Origin of the sequence: Mycolicibacterium hippocampi, from assembly GCF_010723735.1 — a bacterium.
Taxonomy (GTDB): domain Bacteria; phylum Actinomycetota; class Actinomycetes; order Mycobacteriales; family Mycobacteriaceae; genus Mycobacterium; species Mycobacterium hippocampi.
This window is the reverse complement of sequence record NZ_BLLB01000002.1, coordinates 1,203,854-1,226,580: the sequence shown is the minus strand read 5'-3', so window position 1 is coordinate 1,226,580 and position 22,727 is coordinate 1,203,854. Positions and strand designations below refer to the sequence as shown.

The 22,727-nt window shown below is 67.5% G+C and carries 24 protein-coding genes; 15 read left to right on the top strand and 9 right to left on the bottom strand.

Going from position 1 to position 22,727, the window contains the following annotated elements:
• Positions 1–155: 155 nt before the first annotated feature.
• Positions 156–1,061 carry an oxygenase MpaB family protein gene (locus tag G6N53_RS06940; RefSeq protein WP_163887811.1) on the bottom strand — a complete coding sequence of 302 codons (906 nt, stop codon included), beginning with the start codon at positions 1,059–1,061 and terminating at the stop codon, positions 156–158.
• 88 nt (positions 1,062–1,149) lie between these two features.
• Between G6N53_RS06940 and G6N53_RS06935 the strand changes: the two genes are divergently transcribed.
• Complete coding sequence (locus tag G6N53_RS06935) at positions 1,150–1,770, top strand: TetR/AcrR family transcriptional regulator (RefSeq protein WP_163887810.1); 621 nt, start codon at positions 1,150–1,152, stop codon at positions 1,768–1,770.
• A gap of 75 nt (positions 1,771–1,845) precedes the next feature.
• On the opposite strand, the gene G6N53_RS06930 is transcribed toward G6N53_RS06935, so the two are convergent.
• Positions 1,846–2,433: a VOC family protein gene (locus G6N53_RS06930; RefSeq protein WP_163887809.1), complete on the bottom strand. Its 588-nt coding sequence runs from the start codon at positions 2,431–2,433 to the stop codon at positions 1,846–1,848.
• Positions 2,434–2,522: 89 nt separating this feature from the next.
• Here G6N53_RS06930 and G6N53_RS06925 point away from each other — a divergent pair, with 89 nt between their 5' ends.
• The 5 genes from G6N53_RS06925 (at position 2,523) to G6N53_RS06905 (ending at position 7,838) form a co-directional block, all read left to right on the top strand.
• Positions 2,523–3,155, top strand: a complete 633-nt coding sequence (locus G6N53_RS06925; protein ID WP_163887808.1) for a TetR/AcrR family transcriptional regulator — start codon at positions 2,523–2,525, stop codon at positions 3,153–3,155.
• The gene (locus G6N53_RS06920; protein ID WP_163887807.1) at positions 3,148–4,272 is read left to right on the top strand and encodes an alpha/beta hydrolase; all 1,125 of its coding nucleotides are present in this window, start codon (positions 3,148–3,150) and stop codon (positions 4,270–4,272) included. Before G6N53_RS06925 ends, G6N53_RS06920 begins: the two co-directional genes overlap by 8 nt.
• On the top strand, positions 4,251–5,216 hold the full coding sequence (locus G6N53_RS06915) for a 2-hydroxyacid dehydrogenase (RefSeq protein WP_205390320.1): 966 nt from the start codon (positions 4,251–4,253) through the stop codon (positions 5,214–5,216). The genes G6N53_RS06920 and G6N53_RS06915 overlap by 22 nt, the downstream gene beginning before the upstream one ends.
• 62 nt (positions 5,217–5,278) lie before the next feature.
• Complete coding sequence (locus tag G6N53_RS06910) at positions 5,279–7,468, top strand: acyl-CoA dehydrogenase family protein (protein WP_163887806.1); 2,190 nt, start codon at positions 5,279–5,281, stop codon at positions 7,466–7,468.
• A 37-nt stretch (positions 7,469–7,505) separates the two neighbouring features.
• Positions 7,506–7,838: a hypothetical protein gene (locus G6N53_RS06905; protein ID WP_371870806.1), complete on the top strand. Its 333-nt coding sequence runs from the start codon at positions 7,506–7,508 to the stop codon at positions 7,836–7,838.
• A 3-nt stretch (positions 7,839–7,841) separates the two neighbouring features.
• Here the strand turns inward: G6N53_RS06905 and fadD2 are convergent, their stop codons facing one another.
• Positions 7,842–9,533 (bottom strand): long-chain-fatty-acid--CoA ligase FadD2, encoded by a 1,692-nt coding sequence (gene fadD2 / locus G6N53_RS06900; RefSeq protein WP_163887805.1) that lies wholly within the window; start codon positions 9,531–9,533, stop codon positions 7,842–7,844.
• Between the two features lie 54 nt (positions 9,534–9,587).
• Here fadD2 and ligD point away from each other — a divergent pair, with 54 nt between their 5' ends.
• The 5 genes from ligD to G6N53_RS06875 all read left to right on the top strand — a co-directional run bounded on the left by ligD (position 9,588) and on the right by G6N53_RS06875 (position 14,184).
• Complete coding sequence (ligD, locus tag G6N53_RS06895) at positions 9,588–10,826, top strand: non-homologous end-joining DNA ligase (RefSeq protein WP_163887804.1); 1,239 nt, start codon at positions 9,588–9,590, stop codon at positions 10,824–10,826.
• Between the two features lie 153 nt (positions 10,827–10,979).
• Positions 10,980–11,387, top strand: a complete 408-nt coding sequence (locus G6N53_RS06890; protein WP_163887803.1) for an STAS domain-containing protein — start codon at positions 10,980–10,982, stop codon at positions 11,385–11,387.
• Positions 11,388–11,544: 157 nt separating this feature from the next.
• Positions 11,545–12,738, top strand: a complete 1,194-nt coding sequence (locus G6N53_RS06885) for an acyl-CoA dehydrogenase family protein (protein ID WP_163887802.1) — start codon at positions 11,545–11,547, stop codon at positions 12,736–12,738.
• Positions 12,731–13,924 (top strand): acyl-CoA dehydrogenase family protein, encoded by a 1,194-nt coding sequence (locus G6N53_RS06880; RefSeq protein ID WP_237166443.1) that lies wholly within the window; start codon positions 12,731–12,733, stop codon positions 13,922–13,924. Before G6N53_RS06885 ends, G6N53_RS06880 begins: the two co-directional genes overlap by 8 nt.
• A gap of 20 nt (positions 13,925–13,944) precedes the next feature.
• A complete protein-coding gene (locus G6N53_RS06875; RefSeq protein WP_163887800.1) occupies positions 13,945–14,184 on the top strand; it encodes a hypothetical protein in 240 nt (79 codons plus the stop codon).
• Between the two features lie 4 nt (positions 14,185–14,188).
• Here the strand turns inward: G6N53_RS06875 and G6N53_RS06870 are convergent, their stop codons facing one another.
• The 6 genes from G6N53_RS06870 to G6N53_RS06845 all read right to left on the bottom strand — a co-directional run bounded on the left by G6N53_RS06870 (position 14,189) and on the right by G6N53_RS06845 (position 19,454).
• Positions 14,189–14,410 (bottom strand): oxidoreductase, encoded by a 222-nt coding sequence (locus G6N53_RS06870; protein WP_237166442.1) that lies wholly within the window; start codon positions 14,408–14,410, stop codon positions 14,189–14,191.
• Between the two features lie 87 nt (positions 14,411–14,497).
• Complete coding sequence (locus G6N53_RS06865) at positions 14,498–15,010, bottom strand: TetR/AcrR family transcriptional regulator (protein WP_237166441.1); 513 nt, start codon at positions 15,008–15,010, stop codon at positions 14,498–14,500.
• 205 nt (positions 15,011–15,215) lie between these two features.
• Entirely contained in the window at positions 15,216–16,088 is an 873-nt protein-coding gene (locus G6N53_RS06860; RefSeq protein ID WP_163887799.1) for a sugar phosphate isomerase/epimerase family protein, read from the bottom strand.
• Position 16,089: 1 nt separating this feature from the next.
• Positions 16,090–17,121, bottom strand: a complete 1,032-nt coding sequence (locus G6N53_RS06855) for a Gfo/Idh/MocA family protein (RefSeq protein WP_163887798.1) — start codon at positions 17,119–17,121, stop codon at positions 16,090–16,092.
• Positions 17,122–17,139: 18 nt separating this feature from the next.
• Positions 17,140–18,045 (bottom strand): sugar phosphate isomerase/epimerase family protein, encoded by a 906-nt coding sequence (locus G6N53_RS06850; protein WP_163887797.1) that lies wholly within the window; start codon positions 18,043–18,045, stop codon positions 17,140–17,142.
• Positions 18,042–19,454: a sugar porter family MFS transporter gene (locus tag G6N53_RS06845; protein ID WP_163887796.1), complete on the bottom strand. Its 1,413-nt coding sequence runs from the start codon at positions 19,452–19,454 to the stop codon at positions 18,042–18,044. Before G6N53_RS06845 ends, G6N53_RS06850 begins: the two co-directional genes overlap by 4 nt.
• Before the next feature lie 109 nt (positions 19,455–19,563).
• Between G6N53_RS06845 and G6N53_RS06840 the strand changes: the two genes are divergently transcribed.
• The 4 genes from G6N53_RS06840 (at position 19,564) to bluB (ending at position 22,727) form a co-directional block, all read left to right on the top strand.
• Complete coding sequence (locus tag G6N53_RS06840; protein WP_308206909.1) at positions 19,564–20,586, top strand: LacI family DNA-binding transcriptional regulator; 1,023 nt, start codon at positions 19,564–19,566, stop codon at positions 20,584–20,586.
• A gap of 23 nt (positions 20,587–20,609) precedes the next feature.
• The gene (locus G6N53_RS06835; protein ID WP_163887795.1) at positions 20,610–21,188 is read left to right on the top strand and encodes a TetR family transcriptional regulator; all 579 of its coding nucleotides are present in this window, start codon (positions 20,610–20,612) and stop codon (positions 21,186–21,188) included.
• A 109-nt stretch (positions 21,189–21,297) separates the two neighbouring features.
• Positions 21,298–22,086 carry a cobalt-precorrin-4/precorrin-4 C(11)-methyltransferase gene (locus G6N53_RS06830; RefSeq protein WP_163887794.1) on the top strand — a complete coding sequence of 263 codons (789 nt, stop codon included), beginning with the start codon at positions 21,298–21,300 and terminating at the stop codon, positions 22,084–22,086.
• Positions 22,083–22,727, top strand: a complete 645-nt coding sequence (gene bluB, locus G6N53_RS06825; RefSeq protein ID WP_205390319.1) for a 5,6-dimethylbenzimidazole synthase — start codon at positions 22,083–22,085, stop codon at positions 22,725–22,727. The genes G6N53_RS06830 and bluB overlap by 4 nt, the downstream gene beginning before the upstream one ends.

Below are 22,727 nucleotides of genomic sequence, written 5' to 3'. Positions count from 1 at the left end.
CTCGTCGAATCGACCGCGCCCGGTCCCCCGCCATCTCCCTACGAGTGGTTATGTATGGCTAAGCTAACTTTTGCTGAAGTTAGCATTGCATAACCAAACTGTCGAGACGCACGGGCGTCGGATCAGAGGTGAGCAGGGTCACCCGCTCCCGACGCTCAGACCAGTGGGCGGCCGGTTCGGATGCGCCGGTCGACGTCCTTGAGCAGGACGTTGAACGGGAACTGGCGAACGAACTTCGGCGACACGCTGTTGACGGTGCGCAGCACGGCGATCAACCGGTCGAACCTGCGCTGTCGCGCCGCGTCCCAGGGCAGCTGCATCTCGTCGCGGAAGCGCTGCGGCAAGAACCCGGTGGTGATGAGCAAGGCCAGCTTCTCCGACCGGCGCCGCAGCGGTCCCGGCAGGGTCAGACCCCGCAGCCTGGACACGGCGATCGGGTACAGGTAGTCGCGGATCGCGTCGTCGATGTGCACCTCGTCCAGCGACTTCTGCCAGTACCTGTCGAACGCGGCCCGGTCCGGTGGCCACATCTCCTCGGGCACCTGGAGCATCGTCGCCAGCGCCCGGCCCTGCAGGTGGAGCCGATCAGCGGTCTGTTCGTCCATCTCACCGACGAACAGCCGGTGCACGTCCACGACGCCCTTGTACAGGCACGCCCCGACCCACAGCTGCAGATCCTTGTCGAAGGCGTTGTACTTCACCGGAGACGACTCGGTGGAGACCACCTGGGCGTGCGCACCGTTGACGGCGCGGCGGAACGCCGCCTTCTGCTCGTCGGTCCCGTTTGTGGACACCGCGAGGTAGGTGAACGTGGTGCGGGCCCGCTTGATCGGGTGCCGGTCGACCCGGCCGCTCTCCACCGGGCTCTCCATCACGCCGTACCCGACGCCGGGGCGCGCGAGCTGCATGATGACGTTGGCGGGACCGGCAAGCAGACCGAGTCCCAACATGCCGTCGTCGGCTTGGCGGGATCGGGCCTTGCGCGGGGCGGAGATCGCGGCATCGGCCACCGCGCGCTCGACATGCGGCACAGCCGCTGCCACCGATTCATCCACCGTCATGGACGGCTCCTTTCCGCTTGCACACCAATTGTGCGAACGAGTGTTTCCTGATATTGCTCCGAAGCCGGGCGGGTGTCAATATGGACAGATGCCCCAGGTACGTCCGTACCGCGGCGTGGACGCCACGCAACGGATCGCGCAGCGCCGGCGTCGGCTGCTGGAAGCAGGGCTGGACCTGCTGGGCGGCCAGACCACCCCCGGCGACCTGACGGTGCGCGCGATCTGCTCACAGTCCGGCCTGGCCGCGCGCTATTTCTACGAGAGCTTCGCCGACAAGGACGTGTTCGTCGGCGCCATCTTCGACTGGGTGGTCGCCGACATCGCCGCGACCACCCAGGCCGCGGTGGCGGCCGCGCCGCCACGGGAGCAGAGCCATGCGGGTATCGCCAACATCGTGCGTGTCATCGCCGACGACGTCCGGGTGGGCCGGTTGCTGTTCAGCGCACACCTGGCCAACCAGGTCGTGGTGCGCAAGCGTGCCGAATCCGGGGCACTGTTCGCGTTGTTGTCGGGCCAGCACGCCGGCAACGCGCTGCAACTCGAGCCCAACGACCGGATCAAGGCTGCTTCGCACTTCGTGGTGGGCGGCGTCGCGCAGACGCTGAGCGCGTGGCTGGCCGGCGCCGTCGATCTGAGCCCCGCGCAACTGACAGACCACCTGGCGGCGCTGATCGACCAACTCGGCGACCCCGCCCTCTACCGCGACTGACCCCCTTCGCCGGAACGGTATTCCAGCAGCGAAACTTCGAGTGCGCGCCTGCTGGAATACCGTTCCGGCGGAGACTCAGTGCGCTGCAGGCACCCGGCGGTCGGCCGCGGTCTTCGGTGTGGCCGCCGCATCCGCTTCGGTGAATTCCTTGGTCCAGCAGGCGAACTCGAGTGTGATGCCGTCCGGGTCCAGGAAGTAGAACGACCTCACGTAAACCCCGGGGTGCAGGGTCGCCGAGACCTGCGCTGCACTCTCGTCGTGGTTGAGTACCGGGCCGACGCGCACTCCCTTGGCCTTGAGGCGCTGCCGGTACTCGTCGAACTTCTCCGCGGGTACATGGAACGCGAGGTGGTTCATCGTGCTCACCGCGCTGACGATGTCCCCGATACCGGGTATGGCCTCCGGCGAGGAGATGCCGGGCACCCGGTCCGGCGCGTCGGCGAACCAGAAGAACGCCACACAATCGCCGTTGCCGGCGTCGAAGAAGAAGTGTTGGCCCATGCCGCCGGGCAGATCCAGCGACTTGACCAGGGGCATCCCCAGCACATTGGTGTAGAAGTCGACGGTCTTGGCCATGTCGGAGCACACCAACGCGACGTGGTTGATGCCGCCGAGCTCGAATTCGGTGTTGGCTTTCCCGCCAACGTTGTGCGGCTTGATCACGATCGCACCTCCACGGTACTGGCCACGGGCAGAAACTGAATCTAACATCAGATTCAGTTCGGCATCAACGACCGTGGGGAGCGCATCGGGTGAGCGTCAGTCCTCGCGAACAGCTGCCGACACTGCGCGGCCGCCAGACGCAGGCCGCGATCGATGCTGCCGCCCGCACGGTCGTCGCGCGCAAGGGAATCCTGGCGACCACGATCGCCGACATCGCCGGCGAGGCGGGCCGGTCCACGGCGTCGTTCTACAACTACTACGACTCCAAAGAGGCGATGGTCCGCGAATGGGCCGTGCGGTTCCGCGACGAGGCCCGCGAACGCTCGATGGCCGCCGCGCAACCCGGGCTGAGCCACCGGGAGCGGTCCCATCAAGCGGCCGCGGCGCACTGGGACACCTACCGCAACCGGCTCGCGGAGATCATCAGCGTGTCCCAGATGGCGATGATCAGCGACGACTTCGCCGAGTACTGGAACGAGATCTGCTCGCTGCCCATCGGGCTGATCACCTCACTGGTGAAACAAGCTCAGCAGCAGGGCTTCTGCCAGGGCAGTGACCCCCGTCTGATCGCCGTCGCACTGGTGTCGATGCTCAACCAGTTCTGCTACACACAGTTGTCCGGCGCCCACGCAGCCGACGTCGACGATGCCGCCTGCATCAAGACGCTCACCGACATCTTCTACCGGACGATCTATCACCGGGAGGACGGAAACCATGAGTAACTCAGCATCAGAAGTGACCCGGGAGTTCGTCGGCCTGGACTCGACAACCGCGTGGCAGGCCGGCTCGGGAGGCCACCCGTGCCAGGGCCTCTACCACCGCAGCGTGGGCCGCAAGCCGAAGGTGGCAATGATCGCGTCGCACTACCAGATCGACTTCTCCGAGCACTATCTCGCCGAGCACATGGCCACCCGTGGCATCGGCTTCCTGGGCTGGAACACCAGATTCCGCGGGTTCGAGAGCAGCTTCCTTCTCGACCACGCGCTGGTGGACATCGGTGTCGGGGTGCGCTGGCTTCGGGAGGTCCAGGGCATCGAAACGGTGATTCTGCTGGGGAATTCGGGCGGCGGGTCACTGATGGCCGCCTACCAGGCCAACGCCACCGACCGGCACGTCACCCCGCTGGAGGGGATGCGGCCGGCCGCCGGGCTCGACGACCTCCCGCCCGCCGACGGTTACGTGGCCAGCGCCGCGCACCCCGGGCGTCCCGACGTGCTGACCGCGTGGATGGACGCCGCGGTGGTCGACGAAAGTGACCCCATCGCAACGCAACCCGATCTGGATCTGTTCAACGAGGTCAACGGCCCGCCGTACGACGCGGACTTCGTGCAGCGCTACCGGGCCGCCCAGGTCACCCGCAACGAGGCCATCACCGACTGGGCCGAGGCCGAGCTCCTCCGAGTGCGTGCCGCGGGGTTCTCCGACCGGCCGTTCACGGTGATGCGCACCTGGGCGGATCCGCGGATGGTCGATCCCACCCTCGAACCGACGAAGCGACCCGCCAACACGTGCTACGCGGGAGTACCGGTCAAGGCCAACCGGTCGACGCACGGAATCGCTTCGGCGTGCACGCTGCGCAGCTGGATCGGGATGTGGAGCCTGCGCTACGCGCAGACCCGGGCCGAGCCGCACCTGGCCCGCATCGACTGCCCGGCACTGGTGATCAACGCCGACCAGGACACCGGCGTGTATCCCTCCGACGCCCAGCGAATCCACGATGCGCTCGGCGGCGACGACAAGACACAGTGCGCCATCGACACCGATCACTACTTCACCACCCCGGGCGCACGCAGCGAGAAGGCCGATACCATCGCCGGATGGATCGCGCGCCGCTGGTGAGAGTCCTGGCCCACTTCACCCCCGGCCGCAAGGTGCTGGAATTCCTTGAGCCGCACTCAGATTGGCTCGACGTCCGGTTCTGCGCCGACGATGACGACGACGCGTTCCACCGCGAACTCCCCGACGCCGAGGTGATCTGGCACGTCCTGCGTCCGCTCTCCGGCGAGGATCTCGCCGGAGCACCACGACTGCGGCTGGTGCACAAGCTGGGCGCCGGGGTGAACACCATCGACGTCGACACGGCGACCGCTCGTGGCGTCGCGGTGGCCAACATGCCCGGCGCGAACGCGGCGTCGGTCGCCGAGGGCGCGGTGCTGCTGATGCTGGCCACGTTGCGCCGGCTTCCCGAACTGGACAGGGCCACCCGTGCGGGCGCCGGTTGGCCCTCGGACCCGACCCTCGGCGAGACGGTGCGCGACGTCGGCGGCTGCACCGTCGGGCTGATCGGCTACGGCAACATCGCCACCCGCGTCGAGCGCATCATCGAGGCAATGGGCGGCGACGTCGTGCACACCAGTACCGGCGACGACGGGCACCCGGGATGGCGCAGCCTGACCGAGCTGTTGCGCGTCAGCGACATCGTTTCGCTCCATCTGCCGCTGACACAGAGCACCGAAGGTCTTCTCGACCGGGACGCGCTGGCACGCATGAAGCCCGGCGCGGTGCTCGTCAACACCTCGCGCGGCCCGATCGTGGACGAGGACGCGCTCGTCGACGCGCTGCGGACCGGGCACCTCGCCGGCGCCGGCCTCGACGTCTTCGCCACCGAGCCGGTGCCGCAGGACAGTCCGCTGCTGGGGCTGGGCAACGTGGTGCTGACCCCTCACGTGACCTGGTACACCGCTGACACCATGCGCCGCTACCTGGAGTTCGCGGTGGACAACTGTGAACGACTTCGTGACGGCCGGGACCTCGCGAACCTGGTGAACCAGGTGGGCGGGTAGTCTCGGTCCCAACCAACCGGTTGGGACCAGTCACGACGATGTGAAGAACAGGTGCAGCAGCTATGCCCATCGCGATCAACGAAGAGCACAACGACCTGGCCGATTCGGTCCGGTCCCTGGTGGCGCGGGTCGCGCCGTCCGAGGTGCTTCACGAAGCTCTCGAGACGCCGATCGCGAACCCGCCGCCCTACTGGAAGGCCGCTGCCGAGCAGGGACTGACCGGGGTTCACCTCGCCGAATCGGTCGGCGGACAGGGATTCGGCATCCTCGAGTTGGCGATCGTCGTCGCCGAGTTCGGCTACGGAGCAGTACCCGGCCCGTTCGTGCCGTCGGCCATCGCCAGCGCGCTGATCGCCGCGCACGATCCCGACGCAGCGGTGCTCAACGACCTGGCGTCCGGGGACGTCATCGCCGCCTACGCGATCGACTCGGGGTTGACCGCCACCCGCCACGGCGACGGGCTGGTCATCCGCGGTGAGGTGCGCGCGGTGCCCGCGGCCGCACAGGCTTCGGTGCTGGTGCTGCCGGTGGCGATCGAGTCGGGCGAGGAATGGGTGGTTCTCGACGCCGACCAGCTCGAGATCGAGCCCGTCGCCGGCGTCGACCCGTTGCGTCCGATCGCGCACGTGCGCGCCAACGCCGTCGAGGTGTCCGACGACCGGGTGCTGTCCAACCTCAGCCGCACCCTGGCCCGCGCACTGATGTCGACGCTGCTGTCCGCCGAGTGTGTCGGCGTCGCCCGGTGGGCGACCGACGAGGCGTCGGAGTACGCCAAGATCCGCGAGCAGTTCGGCAGGCCGATCGGACAGTTCCAGGCCATCAAGCACAAGTGCGCGGGGATGATCGCCGAGACCGAGCGCGCCACCAGCGCGGTGTGGGACGCGGCGCGGGCGATCGACGAGTTCACCGGCGGAAATGCCGAGGCCTGCTACGAATTCGCCGCGGCAGTGGCAGCGACGCTGGCACCGGTCGCCGCCCAGCACTGCGCGCAGGACTGCATCCAGGTGCACGGCGGCATCGGCTTCACCTGGGAGCACGACACCAACGTCTACTACCGGCGCGCGATCGTGCTCGCGGCCAGCTTCGGCCGGCACGCCGACTACCCGCAGCAGGTGGTCGACACCGCCACCACGACGGGCATGCGGTCCATCGACATCGACCTGGACCCGGACACCCAGAAGCTGCGCGAGGAGATCCGCGCGGAAGTCGCTGCACTCAAGGCGATTCCGAAGGAAGAACGCAACACCGCGATCGCCGAGGGCGGCTGGGTGCAGCCGCACCTGCCCAAGCCGTGGGGCCGGGCCGCAAACCCCGTCGAGCAGATCATCATCGCCCAGGAGTTCTCCACCGGCCGGGTCAAGCGGCCCCAGATGGGCATCGCCGCGTGGATCATCCCGTCGATCGTCGCGTACGGCACCCACGACCAGCAGCAGCAGTTCCTGCCGCCGACGTTCCGCGGCGAGATGATCTGGTGCCAGCTGTTCTCCGAGCCCGGGGCGGGGTCGGACCTGGCCAGCCTGACCACCAAGGCCACCAAGGTCGACGGCGGGTGGCGCATCACCGGCCAGAAGATCTGGACCACCGGCGCGCAGTACTCACAGTGGGGCGCGCTGCTGGCCCGCACCGACCCGTCGGCGCCCAAGCATCAGGGCATCACGTACTTCCTGCTCGACATGAAGGCCGAGGGCGTCGAGGTCAAGCCGCTGCGGGAGCTGACCGGCAACGCGATGTTCAACACCGTGTTCATCGACGACGTGTTCGTGCCCGACGACATGGTGCTGGGCGAGGTGAACCGCGGCTGGGAGGTCAGCCGCAACACGCTGACCAACGAGCGCGTCTCGATCGGCAGCAGCGAGCCACCGTTCCTGGCGAGCCTCGACCAGTTTGTCGAGTTCGTGCGCGACGGCCACTTCGACCAGATCGAGCAGAACGAGGCAGGCAGGCTGATCGCCGAGGGGCATGCCGCGAAGCTGCTCAACATGCGATCGACGCTGCTCACACTGGCCGGCGGCGATCCGATGCCGGCGGCCGCGATCTCCAAGCTGCTGTCGATGAAGACCGGCCAGGGTTACGCCGAGTTCGGGGTGTCCTCGTTCGGCACCGACGCAGCGATCGGTGATCAGGGTGAGGCGTCCGGGAAATGGGCCGAGTACCTGCTTGCGGGCCGGGCCACCACGATCTACGGCGGCACCTCCGAGGTGCAGCTGAACATCATCGCCGAGCGACTGCTCGGGCTGCCCCGCGATCCGTAGGACGGTGTTTCCCGCCGACCAAGCGGGGAACCCGTTCATGATGACCAGCGATCGGGATTTCGTCGAGAAGCGCTTCGACCGGCCGGGTGCCCTGCGACCGGCGGTCCTCTACGGGACCGCCGTCATCGCCCTTGCGGGTGTTGCGCTGGCGTTTTATGCATTCGGTGCCCGTGATTCGGTGTTCGCCGCGGCACTGGTTCCGACGTTACTGTTCCTCGGGGGCGTCGGCGCGCTCGTCCGGACCTACCGCGAGTGGAAGGGCGGCGGCGGCTGGACCGCCTGGCAGGGCGTCGGCTGGTTTCTGCTGCTGCTGATGCTGGTGGCCCTGGCGATCCCCGGCTCGGCGTACATGGTCAGCGGGGTCGAGTAGCGACTACTCGACCTCCATGTCGCGCAGTTCGCGCTTGAGGATCTTGCCGGTGGGGTTTCGCGGCAGCTGATCGATGAAGACCACCTCGCGCGGAACCTTGTATCGGGCCAGATTCTCCCGCACGTAGGTCTTGATCGCGTCCTCGTCGATCGACGCGCCCTCGACCTTGACCACGAAGCAGCGCAACCGGGCGCCCCACTCCTTGTCCTCGACGCCGAGCGCGGTGGCCTCGACCACCTCGGGATGGCCGCTGACCAGGTCCTCGATCTCGGCGGGGAAGACGTTCTCACCACCGGAGACGATCATCTCGTCGTCGCGACCGCTGACGTAGAGCAGGTCGTTGTCGTCGAAGTAGCCGACGTCACCCGACGACAGCAGCCCGTCGATGATCTGCTTCCCGCCGCCGCCGGTGTAGCCCTGGAACGGGAAGAAGTTGCCCACGAAGATCCTGCCGACCTCACCCCGCGGCACCTCGTTGCCGTTGTCGTCGAGGATCTTGACCTTCATCCCCTTGACCACCGGCCCGACCGTCGCCGGGTTGATCGAAAGATCTTGGGGCCGTGCGATGCTCGCGTATGCGACCTCGGTGGATCCGTAGAGGTTGTAGATCACCGGGCCGAGGTCCTTCAGCGCGCGGGTGGCGAGTTCGGCGCCGAGCTGTGAGCCGGAGACGAACACGATGCGCAACGACGACAGGTCAGGCTTGGGTGCGGTCTTCTCGAGCTCGTCGAGCATCCGGGACAGCATCACCGGGACCACCACGATCGCGGTGGCCTTGTGCTTCTCGATGTCGGCGAGCACGGTGGCCGGTTTGAACCTCCGGCGCAGCACCAGCGTCGAGCCCAGCATCATCGCGATCGTCGCGTGCAGGAAGCCCAGCGCATGGAACATCGGCGCCGGCAGCGACGTCACCTCCTTGGCCTTGAACGGCACCGCAGACAGCACCCCGCCGATCGGCGCCAGCGACGGCGGCGCGCTGCGGTTGGCGCCCTTGGGGGTGCCGGTGGTGCCGCTGGTCAGGATGATGATCGACGAGTGCTTGGCGGCCTTGGGCGGCGGCGCGGTGCTGGTGCGGGCGATCAACTCCTCGAGGGTGTCATCGGTGCTGCCCGACGGCTCGTCCTTGTCCGGGTTGACCCCGAGGGCGCGCAGCTTGCCGAGTTCGGGTTCGGACTGTGAGACGGCGGCGGTGTACTCGTCGTCGTAGATGACGATCTTGCCGCCCTCCCGCTCGGAGACCTCCTTGATCTGCGGGCCGGAGAACTCACTGTTGAGCAGGATGATGCGGGCGCCGACCTTCGCGGCGCCGTACACCGAAACGAGGAACCACCGGTGGTTACGGGCCAGGATCGCCACCCCGTCGCCACCGCGGACCCCCTTGGCGATCAGACCGTTGGCGACGGCGTTGGCGGCGTTGTCGAGTTCGGAGAACGTCATCTCGCCGAAGTCGTCGATCACCGCAACCCGGTGCGGGTGGCGGCGGGCGTTGAGTGCCGGGATCATCCCGAACTCGCCCCATCGGCGGATGTCACCGACCAGCGCGGCGATGTCCTGCGGTGCCTCCAGTTTCAGCGCACCCGCCTCGAACATCTTGCGTGCGTAGTGCAGCTCCGCCGAGCCCCGCTCGAGATACTTGCCGACGGACTGCTGGACCTGGGCGAGCGCCTGCACCGGAAGATCACTGAGCTTGGACATGGCACAACTTTATGTGACCGCGCTCGCGGATCGGCCGGATTCTACGATGAGACGATGCCTGGTCCCCGGTATCTGGACATCGGTGGACAGCAGGTGCCCATCACCCATCCCGACAAGGTGGTGTTCGGCGATCTCGGGCTCACCAAACTGGACCTGATGCACTACTACACCGCGGTGGCCGACGGCGCCCTGCGCGGCGTTCAGGACCGTCCGATGATCCTCAAACGCTTCGTCAAGGGCATCGAACAGGAGGCGGTCTTCCAGAAGCGCGCCCCGGAGAAGCGACCCGACTTCGTCGACGTCGCCGAGCTGAAGTACGCGTCGGGGACCTCGGCCAAGGAAGCCGTGGTGCACGACGCGGCGGGACTGGTCTGGGCGGTGAACCTCGGCTGCGTCGACCTCAACCCGCACCCGGTGCGCTCTGACGATCTCGACCATCCCGACGAACTGCGCGTCGACCTCGACCCGATGCCCGGGGTGGGCTGGCGGCAGATCCTCGACGTGGCCTTCGTCGCCCGCGAGGTTCTCGAGGAGCACGGGCTGGTGGCCTGGCCCAAGACCTCGGGCTCGCGGGGCTTCCACATCTACGCGCGCATCCACCGGCGCTGGCCGTTCAAGTTCGTGCGGTTGGCCGCCGAGGCGGTGGCCCGCGAGGTGGAGCGCCGAGCACCGGAATCTGCCACCGCGCGCTGGTGGAAGGAAGAGCGCCACGGGGTTTTTGTCGACTTCAACCAGAACGCCAAGGACCGCACGGTGGCGTCCGCGTACTCGGTGCGTGCCACGCCGGACGCCCGGGTGTCGACGCCGCTGTTCTGGGATGAGGTCGCCCACTGTCGACCCGAGGCCTTCACCGTCGCCACGGTGCCGCAGCGCTTCGAACGGCTCGGCGACCCGTGGGAGGGAATGGACGACGCGGCAGGTGGCCTGGAGTCGCTCCTCGACCTCGCCGACCGGCTCGGGCCGGCCGAGAAGGCGCCGAAGGGTGCCCGCCGATCTGCCGACGGTCGCCGGCAATCGGCCAAACCGTTGATCGAGATCGCCCGCACGAAGACCAGAGACGAGGCGGTGGCCGCGCTGCAACAGTGGCGCGACAAGTATCCGGACGCCGCCGAGAAGCTGGAACCCACGGATGTTCTCGTCGACGGCATGCGCGGACCGAGTTCGATCTGGTATCGCATCCGGATAAATCTCGAGCACGTTGCCGAGGGCGTGAGGCCCCCGCAGGAGGCACTACTGGCCGATTACAACCCGTGGGCGGGTTATACCGGTTCCCAGCAGCAGCGCAGAGGTTGACGCCAAGTTACCGACGGGTTTGCTGACTCGGGCGAAACCAGTTCTTAGCGAAGTATTAGTAGTTACTCCCCGCCGCCTTAGATTGGCTCACTACCTTCATTGTTGTAACGCCCACTGGCGGCTGATGTCAGCACACGATCGAGGGAGGCTGAAATGTACGGCAATCCGACGTTCGACTGCAATGGCGCCGACATCCGGGCGCACTGCCGACAGCTGGCGACGGTGGTGACCATCAGGGGTCGCCTCGATGACCTCAACACCGAGCGCGCCACCCGCTACACCCGTCGCTTCATCCTCGCGGAGAAGCCCTTCGTCCTGGATCTCAGCGGCGTCACTTCCGTTAGTCGGGAAGCCATTTCACTGCTGTTCACGATCGACGACGTCTGCGCCGCCGCCGGCGTCGAGTGGTCGCTGGTCGCCAGCCGCTCGGTCGAGCAGGCACTGCGTGAGTGCGACATCGAGTTCGACGCGGCCGGTTCTGTTCCGGAAGCGCTCAACCACTTCGCCGATGCCATGGTGGCGCGGCGCCAACTACTCCCACTTCTCACAAAGACCGCGTAAAGGATCATTGTGCTCATTGATGTTCGCTGGCTCCGGTACCTCCTCCATTCACGTCACAAGTCAGATGCGGAGCGCCTCGCGCTGACGGCGCACTGATCGATCGCCCGAGACCACCGAGTTGCCCCTCGGCTGACTCGTCACGCTCTACTGTGCTCATATGAGCCCTGACGACGCCGACCGGGTGACCGAGTCCGCGCACCGGGTGGTGGCGGAACACGATCCGCGCTCGGTGCCCATTCCACAGTTTCTCGGCGCCTGCTTCGACGCGGGACTGTCATGGGTGCACTTTCCCGAAGGATTCGGCGGCCTCGGTGTCTCCCGTGGACTTCAGGCGGTAGCCGACCGCATCTTGCAGAGCGCCGGGGGACCGGTGCCGTTGTCGCTCAACCCGATGGGTTACGGCATGGCCGCCCCGACGGTGCGTGAGCACGCCCAGACCGACGAGGTCCGCAGGCAACTGTTGCGGCCGCTGGCGACCACCGAGGACATCTGGTGTCAGCTGTTCTCCGAGCCGGGCGCGGGGTCCGACCTCGCGGGGCTGGCGACGTCGGCGGTTCGGGACGGGGAGAATTGGATCGTCAACGGGCAGAAGGTGTGGACCAGCCTGGCACATCGGGCGCGGTGGGGGCTGCTGCTGGCCCGCACCGATCCGAACGTCGCCAAACATCGTGGCCTGACCTACTTCGTCCTCGACATGCACGCGGACGGCGTCGAGACGCGTCCGCTGCGGCAGCTGACCGGACACGCGGAGTTCAACGAGGTCTACATCACCGATGCGCGGATCCCCGACACACACCGGCTGGGCGCGGTCGGGGACGGCTGGCGGGTGGCCATGACCACGTTGATGAACGAGCGCAGCGCGTTGGGTGCCAGCGGCAGCCGGCGCGGGGCGGGCACCATCGGCGACGCCGTCGCGCTGTGGGCATCACGGCCCGACCTGCACACCCCGGTGTTGTCGGACCGTCTCACCTCGCTGTGGCTGCGCGCCGAAGCGCAGCGGCTGACCTCGGAGCGGTCCAGGGCGAGCGCGACCGTCGGCGGCCCCGGGCCGGAGGGGTCGATCGGCAAGCTCGTCGGCGCCGAACTCAACCAGCACATCTACGAGTTCTGCATGGACCTGCTGGGGCCGGAGGGGATCCTGTACGACAGTTACGGGACGCCGGGCAGCGACGGCGACGTCGACGACTGGCGCGGCCCGATCCAGCAGCGATTTCTGCGCAGCCGCGCGAACACCATCGAGGGCGGCACCTCCGAGGTGATGCGGAACATCCTCGCTGAGCGGGTGTTGGGCCTGCCAGGGGACCTGCGGGCGGATGCGGGAATGGCGTGGAAGGAGATCCCGCGTGGCTGAGGAGCTTGCGGATCAGCCCGACAGGGCAGCTGAGGAGGAGTTCACGTTCACCGACGAGCAGAACCAGTTGCGCGCAGGGGTGCGCTCGTTCTGTGCCGAGTACCTCGATGAGGCGTCGGTGCGCGCCTCGATGACGGCCGATCCGCCGTTCGACCCGAAGGTGTGGAAGCGGCTGGGATCCGAGCTGGGCGTGCTGGGGTTGGCGGTGCCCGAGTCGGCGGGCGGTGCCGGTGGCACGCTGGTCGACCAGGCGGTCGCGGTCGAGGAGCTGGGCGCCGCCCTGGCGTGCGGGCCGCTGTTCGGCACGGTGTATCTCGCGATTCCGGCTCTGGTCGCGGCCTCTGCGGACGTTGATCTGTTGGCACCGCTGGTCGACGGCGCTCGCACCGCGGCGCTGGCCGTCGGTGACGTGGCCGGCGAATTCGACGGCGCGGCCGTCACCGTCGACGCCGTGCAGGCCGACGGCTCCTGGGCCCTGACCGGCACCGTGAGCCGGGTCGTCGACGCCGGCGCGGCCGACCACCTGCTGGTGGCGGCGACCGGCCCCGACGGTGTGGGTTTGTACGTCGTGGATGCGGACCAACCTGGGGTGCAACGCATCTCATTGTCCACGTTGGATCTGACCCGGCCCCAGGCCACCGTGGAACTGCGCGAAGCAACGGGCCGGCTCATCGCCGGTCCCGACGAGGCCGACCGGGTGATCACCCAAGCGCTGCACGTCGGTGCGGCGTTGCTGGCCGTCGAACAGGTGGGCGCGGCACAGCATCTGCTCGACCTCTCCGTCGACTACGCGAAGAACCGGCTCCAGTTCGGCAGGCCGATCGGATCTTTCCAGGCGGTCAAGCACCGTCTGGCGGATGATCTCGTCGCGCTCGAGCACGCCAGATCGACGGCGTACCACGCAGTCTGGGCGCTGACCGACGGCTCCGACGATCCGGCGTTGGCGGCCAGCATCGCGCAGGCCACCTGTTCGGCAGCGCTCGTCCGGATGGCGACCGACACGATCCAGGTGCACGGCGGGATCGGCTTCACCTGGGAGCACCAGGCGCACCTGTACTACAAGCGGGCCTACGCCGACGCTGCACTGCTTGGCACCGCCGAGCAGCACCGGGCGCAGGTGGCCGCGATGGTGCTCGACGCCCCCGCCAAGGACGCTCCGCGCGTCGCCACCGGATTGCCACAGTGACAGTGGACTGGGAGGACAAAGTGAGACAACCGATTACGCGTTATGCGGTCGCGAGCGCCGTCGCCGCCGCAGCCATCGCGTTGCCGCTGGCGGCCGCGATCCGGCCTGCCCCGGTGTCCTCGATCGCGCAGTGCCCGCCCGGGGAGACCGGCGTGATCTACGGGTGCGCGCCGTTCTGTCTACCAGGCAAGTACCTCAGCCCGGTCAACGGGCTGTGCATGCCGCTGCCGCCTCCCCCGCCTCCCCCTCCGCGGGTGTAGCGGCTCAGTACACGTCGCATAGGTAACGCCGCTGCGCGATCAGGTCGTTGATGTATGCGTGGGCACCGTCGTCGTCCAATCCCGCTGCCAAGGCAACGACTTCGTGCAGCGCGCAGTGGACGTCGCGGGCCATCCGGTCGGCGTCGCCGCAGACGTAGAGGTGGGCGCCCTGCTGCAGCCAGGCATACAACTCGGCGGCGTGGGCCAGCATACGGTGCTGCGGCAACGCTCGCGTCACCCCTTCCGGCCACCAAGTAAGCAGACCTAAGTTAGGGTGACCTTATTCGCTGTCCCGGATCCTGTGCGCTGCCCGTCAGCCGCACTCGACGGCCACCCCGAGGATGACTGCGCGGATCTGCCGCGCGATGTGCTCGCCACTCGCCGGTTCGGTCGCTCCGTTGGCGAACCCGAACACCATCCCGCTGAGAAATGTCAGCAGCACCGAAGCCTGCTCGGCCACCAGCCGGCCATCGAGCGGTGCCCGGCCGGGTTGGACCGCGACGACAAGACGCTCGGCCAGCGACCGGTAACTCTCGAAAACCTCTTGGAACCCGGCCGCCAGGTCCGCGTCGCGCTTGGACAGCATCGTCAACTGCAGACGAGCGCGGGTCCGTGACAGATTCGGCTCTTCCCGGATCCGCAACATCTGCCCGGCCAGCATCGACAGGATGGCGTCGCCCCCGTCGGTCGGTTCGTCTGCGAACGCCTCGGCAAATGCCTCGACGTCGTAGCCGACGATCTGGTCCGCGACGCCCTGCAGCAGCGCCGAGCGGGTGCGGTAGTAGAAGGAGGTGGTGCCGTCAGCAACACCCGCGCGACGGTCCACCTTGAGGTGGCTCAGGCCGCGAGCGCCGTCCTCGGCCAGCAGCGCGATGGCGGCGTCGCACAGCTGACGGCGCCGCTCGGCCGGGTTGGGCTTTCGTCTGGTCTCTATTTCGACAACTGTAGTTCCGCGACGCCTCCCGCCGGAACTGCGTTCCAGCAGGAAAATGCCGAGTGGGCGCCTGCTGGAATACCGTTCCGGCGGAGGGTCAGCGGTATTTGGTGACGTAGTCGGTCATGGTCGCCAGCTGGTAGCGCGACACATCCTGAGCGGCTTCGTCTTCGGCGAACACACTCGAGACCATCACGGTGTCGTCGCGGTCGTAGAAGCCGATCCCGGCCAGCGCGGAGAAGAACTCGTCCCAGTCGATGTCGCCGTCACCGATCTTGAGATGCTGATGCACCCGCACCGGATTACCCGGCGGATTGGTGATGTAGCGCAACCCGTGGCTGCGGTGGTGATCCATCGTGTCGGCCACATGCACCAACCGCAGCTTCTCCCCCGCCGCCGCGATGATGTCGGCCATCGAGCCGCCCATGTGGAAAGCGTGGCACGCGACGAAGACCATGCCGATGTTGGGAGAGTTCACCCCACGGATGATCCGCAGTGCCTCCATACCGTCTTCGACGAAGTCATCAGGGTGCGGGTCGATCCGCACGTCGATGCCTTCGCGTTCGAAGATCGGCACCAACTCCTCCATCGACCGGAAGAACGCCCGCTCGGACTCCTCGGCACGCTCCGGGCGACCGGAGAACTCGGTGTTGATCACGTTCACCCCGAGATCCACCGTGATCTGGACAACGCGCTTCCAGTTGCGCACCGCAGCCTCGCGGGCGTCCTCGTCGGGACCCGACCAGCGCAGCACCGGCAACACCGACGCGATCCCGACCCCGGCATCAGCACACGCCTTGCGGAACTTGGCCACCAGGTCGTCATCCGCGCGCGGATGGTTGAAGAACGGGATGAAATCGCGGTGCGGCGTCAACTGCAGATGGTCGAAGCCCAGATCGGCGACCACCCGCGGAAGGTCCAACAACCCGAAATCATGATGAAACGGCGTCGGATCCAAAGCGATCTTCATGTCATGCCCCCTTGATGGAGTCGCGGTCGGCAAGGGTGACCGCCACGGGTAGTCCGGTGTTCAACGATTCGACGCCGGCTTCACAGACCGCGGCGGCGGCGTAGCCGTCCCAGGCGCCCGGCCCGTCGACGTATACGCCGGTTCCGGGTCCGCGGCGCACCGCGTCCACCCAGCGCTGGATCTCGGTGTCGAATGCGCGACCGAATCGTTCCTTGAAGCTCGGGGTGATGGCGCCACCCCAGGCTCCCGGAACGGACTTGCGGACCAGGTTGACGTCCAAACCGATCGTCGCGCTGCCCTTCTCACCGACCACCTCGGTGCGCACCTCGTAGGCGATGCCGGTGGTGACAAACAGTTCGACGTCGACGTGCTTGCCGGTGCCGGTGCGCAGGATCGCGATCTGCGGATCGGCGAGCCCGCCAGGCGCCGCGGGGTTCGGCGCCGGCTTGACCATCTGGATGGAGGTGATCTCCTCACCGAACATGAAGCGGGCGACGTCGATCTCGTGCACCAGCGAATCACGCACCACCATCTCGCTGTTGAACCCTTGCGGGACCGCGGGGTTTCGGTGCGCGCAGTGCATCACCAGAGGCTCGCCGAGCTCGCCGGCCGCGATCATCGCGCGCAACGCGGCGTACTCGTCGTCGAACCTGCGCATGAAGCCGACCTGGATCAGCTTGCGGCCCAGCTCCGCTTCCCGCTTGACCAGCTCGAGAGCGGTCGCCACGTCGGTGGTCAGCGGTTTTTCGCACAGCACCGGTTTGCCGTGTTCCAGGCAGGCAAGCAACTGCTTTTCGTGCGTGGGACCGGGGGTCGCCAGCACCACCGCATCGACGTCAGGATCGGCGATCGCGTCCAGCGGATCCGACACCGCCCGGCAACCCACGATGCCCGCCGCCACCTGCTCGGCCTTCTCCGTGACGTAATCGTTGACGACCGCAAGCCTGGCGCCCTTGATCCTGCGCTCGATCCGGTCGACGTGCTGGGCACCGATCAGCCCGACACCCAGCACTGCCACACGCAGCTCAGTCATGCTCTTACTCCTCGAAAATCAGTTGAAGCGGATGGACGGGATCCCGCAGGACCCCAGATACTTGCGGGTGCGCTGGGCAATGGGCAGCGGTGCGTCGACCTCGCACGGGTACATGTCCTGCTCCACGATCGCGAACACGTCGATCCCCAGCTTCTCGATCTCGGCCAGCAGCGGCGGCATCTCCGGAATGCCCAGTGGCGGTTCGATCATCGCGCCCAGCTTGACGGCTTGGCCGAACGGAAGGTCCTGGGCCTCGACCTTCGCCCGGACCTCGGGATCGACCTGCTTGAGGTGCAGATAGCCGATGCGCTCGGGGGCGCGCCGGATGATCGCGATGTTGTCTCCGCCGCAGTACGAGATGTGTCCGGTGTCCAGGCACAGGTTGACGTAGCGACTGTCGGTGCCGTCGAGGAAGCGGTAGACGTTGTCCTCGGTGTCCACGTGCGAGTCGGCGTGCGGGTGGTATTGCGCGTGTACACCGTAGGTTTCGAACATCGCCTTGCCGAGGTCGTTCATTCCGCCGGTCTTCTTGAGCCACTGCTCCTCGGTGAGGTTGCGGTCCTCGAGCACCTCACCGGTGGCGGGGTCGCGCCACATCTCGGGGATGACGACGACGTGCTTGCCGCCGACTGCGGCGGTGAGCTTCGCGACGTCCTCGATCTGCTTCCACACCGCCGACCAGGAATCGTTCTGGTGCAGATGCTCGAACACCGTGCCTGCCGACAGCTTCAGTCCGCGCGCGGTGAGCTCGTCGGCGAGCTTGTCGGGGTCGGTCGGAAGGTAGCCGTACGGGCCGAGTTCGATCCATTCGTATCCCGATGCGGCGACCTCGTCGAGGAAGCGGGTGTATGGCGTCTGCTGCGGGTCGTCTGGGAACCACACGCCCCAGGAGTCGGGGGCGGAGCCAACACGAATCGTACTCATACAGAGGTCCTTTCATTCAGTGGAGAGGTCCCGTCGGCTTCCAGGCGTTCTTCGAGCTGTTCGAGGGAGGTGCCCTTGGTCTCGGGGACGAGCCGCCGCACGAAGACGAACGACCCGATGTTGACGAGCACGAACAACGCGAAGGTTCCGGTGGAACCCAACGAGTTGTTCAGCAGTGGGAACACGAACGAGATGACCGCGTTGGTGCACCACAGCACGAAGACCGCGATGCCCATCGCGAAGCCGCGCACCGACAGCGGGAAGATCTCCGATAACAGCAGCCAGACGCAGGTTCCGATGAACATCTGCACGAAGCCGACGAACACCACCATGCACGCGAGGATCACGTAGCTGCGGGTGGTCGACGCGGACAGCAGGAACGTCGCTGCCAGCGCGGCCTGAGACGCGGCGACACCGGCGAATCCGATGAGCAGCATCGTGCGCCGGCCGATGTAGCCCAACAGGATGATGCCGATGATCGTGGTGATCACCGAGGTCACGCCGACAGCGATGGTGGCCACCAGCGAGGCGCTGACGCCCAGGCCGCTCTGTTCGAGAATGGTGGGTGCGTAGTAGTTGACGGTGTTGATCCCGGTGGCCTGCTGCACGATGGCCAGCCCGCACCCGATGATGACGATCCGCCGGATCCACGGGACGTCGCGGATCACCGAGAACGGTGTGGCTTTCGCCTTGAGCATGTGGTTGGTGTGCTCGACGATGACGGCGTACTCGATCTCTGCGTCGCGTGGCGTTCTGCTCAGGGACAACACTTTTCGTGCCTCCGGCAGCCTGCTCTGCACCGCGTACCACCGCGGCGAGTCCGGAAGGACCAGCATTCCGATCAGCAGCGCCACGGCGGGGATCGCCGCCACGCCGAGCATGGTCCGCCACACATGCGGATCCTGGATCAAACGGTCGAGCAGGGCATTGGTGGCGAAGGCGAGCATCTGGCCGGTGACGATCATCAGCTCGTTGATGGTGACCATGCGCCCACGCCGGTCGGCCGGGGCCATCTCCGCCAGGTACAGCGGGCACGTCACCGCGGCGGCGCCCACCCCGAGGCCGAGGATGATCCGGGCGGCGACCATGATCTGGACGTTCGGGGCGAGCGCGCAGCCGATCGCACCGACCAGGAACAGACCGGCACAGACCAGCAGGGTGCGTTTGCGTCCGATCCGGTCGGCCACCCGGCCGCCGAAGAGCGCACCGAAGGCCGCGCCCGGGAACAGCAAAGAGCTGACCACCGTGGCCTCGCCGAACGGCGACAGCGCGAGGTCGTCCTTCATGTACAGCAGTGCGCCGGAGATCACACCGGTGTCGTAGCCGAACAACAGCCCGCCGAGGGTGGCGATGACCGTCAGCTTGGTCAGGAACCGGCCCGGTGGGGCGGCAGCCTCTTGCACGGACATCAGCGGACCTCTTTTCTCCGACTAACGCGCGTTAGTAACGCGCGTGAGGTCTACTATGAACCCGTCCCCTGGAATGTGTCAACCGTCACTCCCGGAAGGTTCTGCCACCGTGAACACACCGCGCCGGCGTCGTCCGACGATGGCCCAGGTCGCCGAGCGTGCCGGGGTGTCGCGCACACTGGTGTCGTTCATCCTCGACGGCAAGCCGGGGGCCAGCGAGGAGACCCGGCAGCGGGTGCTCGCGATCGCCGAAGAGATCGGCTACCAACCGGATTCGGCGGCGCGACTGTTGGCGCAGGGCCGCAGTCGCACGCTGGGAGTCATGACCGATGTCCGGCAGCTGTTCGATTCCGAACTGGTCACCCACATCTACCCGGCCGCCGAACGGTTGGGCTATGACGTGCTGCTGTCGGCCAAACTGCCCGACCGCGACGAGAGCACCGTCATCGACTCGCTGCTCAGCCATCGGTGCGGCGGGCTCATCCTGCTGGGCACCAGCTCACCACCGGAGTTCTTCTACGAGCTGGCCGAGCGGGCACCCGTCGTGGTCGCCTGCCGGCGGTTGCCGCAGCTGCGGACCGACTCGTGCCTGGCCACCGTCCGCACCGACGACGCCAAGGGCGTCCGGCAGGCCGTCGACTACCTGGTGGAGTCCGGGCACCGCACGATCCATCATGTCGACGGCGCAACCGACCCCGGTTCAGCGGACCGGTCGGCCGCCTACCTGGCGGCGATGCGGGCCCACGGACTCGACGACGAGATCACCGTCATCCCGGGCGCCCACAACGAGGACGCCGGGGCCGCGGCGGCCCGGATGATGCTCGCGGCACCGGTGCTGCCCACCGCGGTGCTGGCCGGCAATGACCGGTGCGCACTGGGCATCCTCGACGTCTTCACCCGCGCAGGTGTCGACATACCGGGCCAGGTGTCACTGATCGGGTACGACGACAGCCGGCTGTCGGACAACCCACGTATCGACCTGACGACCATCCATCAGGACGCACCCGAGATCGCCCGCAACGCGGTCGAGTTGGCGATCCAGATGCTCATCGATGGGCCGGGCCCCGCCACCGACGTGGTGCTGGAACCGAAGCTGATAGTCCGCGGGACCACAGGGCCACCGCGCCACTGACCGATTGCTGCCACAATCGACGCGTGGACGCCAGCGACGAACCCGGTCTGCGGGAGCGCAAGAAGACGCGCACCCGCGACACCGTGCGACGTGAAGCGTTCCGCCTCTTCCAACTGAACGGGTACGCAGAGACCACGGTCGACCAGATCGCCGAGGCCGCCGACGTCTCACCCCGGACATTCTTCCGGTACTTCCCGTCCAAAGAGACGGTGCTGATCTCCGATGAGTTCACCGACCCGATCATCCAGGCGTTCCTTGCCGCCCCCGCGGAGATGTCCCCGATTGCGGCGTACCGCCACGCGGTGAGCGAGGTTTTCCGGACGATGGCCGGGGAGGAGTACGACTACGCGATCGCCCGGCAGCGCCTGATGTACACGCTGCCCGAGGCCAAGGGCGCGTTGTACGACGAGTACATCCACACCATCCGGCTGCTCACCGAGGCATGCGCCAAACGACTGGGCTACGCCGAGGACGACTCTCGGATGCGCGTCACCGCCGGCGCGATGGTCGGGGTGATGATGGCCGCCGCGGACGACGCGCCGATGTCGGGCACTGCCCTCCTCGAGGCGCTGGAGATCCTCGAAGGCGGACTGCCGCAGTAGCCTCGCCCCCCACGAAAGTACGGTTTCTGACGCGAATCCGCCTTGATCCGTCACAACCCGTACGTTCGGCACCAGTTGGCGCCGAAGCGCTCACCTAGACTGCCGACCGATGGACGACGACAATGCGGTGCAGTTCGTCGGCGCCGGCCCGGGTGCCGCGGATCTGCTGACCCTGCGTGCGGCCCGGCTGCTCGGCGAGGCCCAGATCGTCCTCTACCCCGGCACTTACCTCGACGCCGGCGTACTCGCGAATTGTTCGCCCGGCGCCGAACTCGTCGACACCAGCGATCTCGACCTCGACGCCATCGTGGCGCACCTCATCGACGGACACCGGGAAGGACGCACGGTCGTTCGCCTGGTCTCCGGGGATCCGTCGGTGTACTCCGCGGTGTCCGAGCAGATCCGCCGACTCGATGCGGCCGGGGTGCCGTGGGCGGTGACGCCGGGGGTGCCGGCCTACGCCGCGGCCGCGGCACGCGTCGGCCGGGAGCTGACCGTCCCGCTGGTCGCCCAGTCAGTGGTGCTGACCCGCACCCAGCAGCGGTCGACCGCGATGCCCGAGACCGAGGCGCTGAAGGCGTTCGCCGCGACCCGCGCGACCCTGGTTCTGCATCTGGCGATCACCCGGACCCGGGAACTGATGGCCGAGCTGGCACCCGAGTACGGAACGGACTGCCCGGTGGTCGTGGTCTACCGGGCTTCCCAACCCCGTGAGCAGGTGCTCCGCGGCACCGTGGCCGACATCGCCGATGCGGTCGAGGCGGCCGGGTTGCGCCAGGCCGCAGTGATCCTGGTCGGGCGGGCGCTGGCCGGTGAGCCCGACCCCGATGCCGGGGAGAGCCACCTCTACGACCCGGCGCGGGACCGTTCGGCCAACCGCGCAGAGGGGCTGCGATGACCGCGGGCCTGTCGGGCGACGCGCTGTACGACGTGATCAACCGCCGCCGCGACACCCGGGCCGAGTTCACCGGCGAGTCGATCGCCCCCGACGTGCTCGAACGCATACTTCTGGCCGCACACGCCGCGCCGTCGGTCGGCATGTCACAACCGTGGGACTTCGTGCTGGTGCGCTCACCGCAGACGCTGCAGGCGTTCCGCGACCACGTGGCCCGCGAACGCGACGTGTTCGCCTCGGCGCTGACCGGCGAGCGGGCCGACACGTTCTCCCGGGTCAAGATCGAGGGCATCTGCGAATCCGGTCTCGGGATCGTCGTCGGATACGACCCGACGCGCGGCGGGCCACAGGTGCTCGGCCGGCACACCATCCCCGACGCCGGCCTCTACTCGGTGATCTGTGCGATCCAAAACCTTTGGCTGGCAGCAACAGTCGAGGGTCTCGGGGTCGGCTGGGTGTCGTTCTACCACGAGGAGTTCCTCCGTGAACTGGTCGGCATGCCCGCGCACGTCCGTCCGGTCGCGTGGCTCTGTGTCGGCCGTGTCGGCGAGCTCCCCGATGTGCCGGACCTCGAGCGTCACGGCTGGCGGCGACGGTCCTCGCTGGGCACCGTGTTGCACGACGAGCGCTACCGACCCCGCTGA

Bases quoted from the DNA above. Each gene is read 5' to 3' on its own strand.
- G6N53_RS06940 (WP_163887811.1), bottom strand. From the start codon at position 1,061: ATGACGGTGGATGAATCGGTGGCAGCGGCTGTGCCGCATGTCGAGCGC.
- G6N53_RS06935 (WP_163887810.1), top strand. From the start codon at position 1,150: ATGCCCCAGGTACGTCCGTACCGCGGCGTGGACGCCACGCAACGGATC.
- G6N53_RS06920 (WP_163887807.1), top strand. From the start codon at position 3,148: ATGAGTAACTCAGCATCAGAAGTGACCCGGGAGTTCGTCGGCCTGGAC.
- G6N53_RS06915 (WP_205390320.1), top strand. From the start codon at position 4,251: ATGGATCGCGCGCCGCTGGTGAGAGTCCTGGCCCACTTCACCCCCGGC.
- G6N53_RS06910 (WP_163887806.1), top strand. From the start codon at position 5,279: ATGCCCATCGCGATCAACGAAGAGCACAACGACCTGGCCGATTCGGTC.
- G6N53_RS06905 (WP_371870806.1), top strand. From the start codon at position 7,506: ATGATGACCAGCGATCGGGATTTCGTCGAGAAGCGCTTCGACCGGCCG.
- fadD2 (WP_163887805.1), bottom strand. From the start codon at position 9,533: ATGTCCAAGCTCAGTGATCTTCCGGTGCAGGCGCTCGCCCAGGTCCAG.
- ligD (WP_163887804.1), top strand. From the start codon at position 9,588: ATGCCTGGTCCCCGGTATCTGGACATCGGTGGACAGCAGGTGCCCATC.
- G6N53_RS06890 (WP_163887803.1), top strand. From the start codon at position 10,980: ATGTACGGCAATCCGACGTTCGACTGCAATGGCGCCGACATCCGGGCG.
- G6N53_RS06885 (WP_163887802.1), top strand. From the start codon at position 11,545: ATGAGCCCTGACGACGCCGACCGGGTGACCGAGTCCGCGCACCGGGTG.
- G6N53_RS06860 (WP_163887799.1), bottom strand. From the start codon at position 16,088: ATGAAGATCGCTTTGGATCCGACGCCGTTTCATCATGATTTCGGGTTG.
- G6N53_RS06855 (WP_163887798.1), bottom strand. From the start codon at position 17,121: ATGACTGAGCTGCGTGTGGCAGTGCTGGGTGTCGGGCTGATCGGTGCC.
- G6N53_RS06850 (WP_163887797.1), bottom strand. From the start codon at position 18,045: ATGAGTACGATTCGTGTTGGCTCCGCCCCCGACTCCTGGGGCGTGTGG.
- G6N53_RS06845 (WP_163887796.1), bottom strand. From the start codon at position 19,454: ATGTCCGTGCAAGAGGCTGCCGCCCCACCGGGCCGGTTCCTGACCAAG.
- G6N53_RS06830 (WP_163887794.1), top strand. From the start codon at position 21,298: ATGGACGACGACAATGCGGTGCAGTTCGTCGGCGCCGGCCCGGGTGCC.
- bluB (WP_205390319.1), top strand. From the start codon at position 22,083: ATGACCGCGGGCCTGTCGGGCGACGCGCTGTACGACGTGATCAACCGC.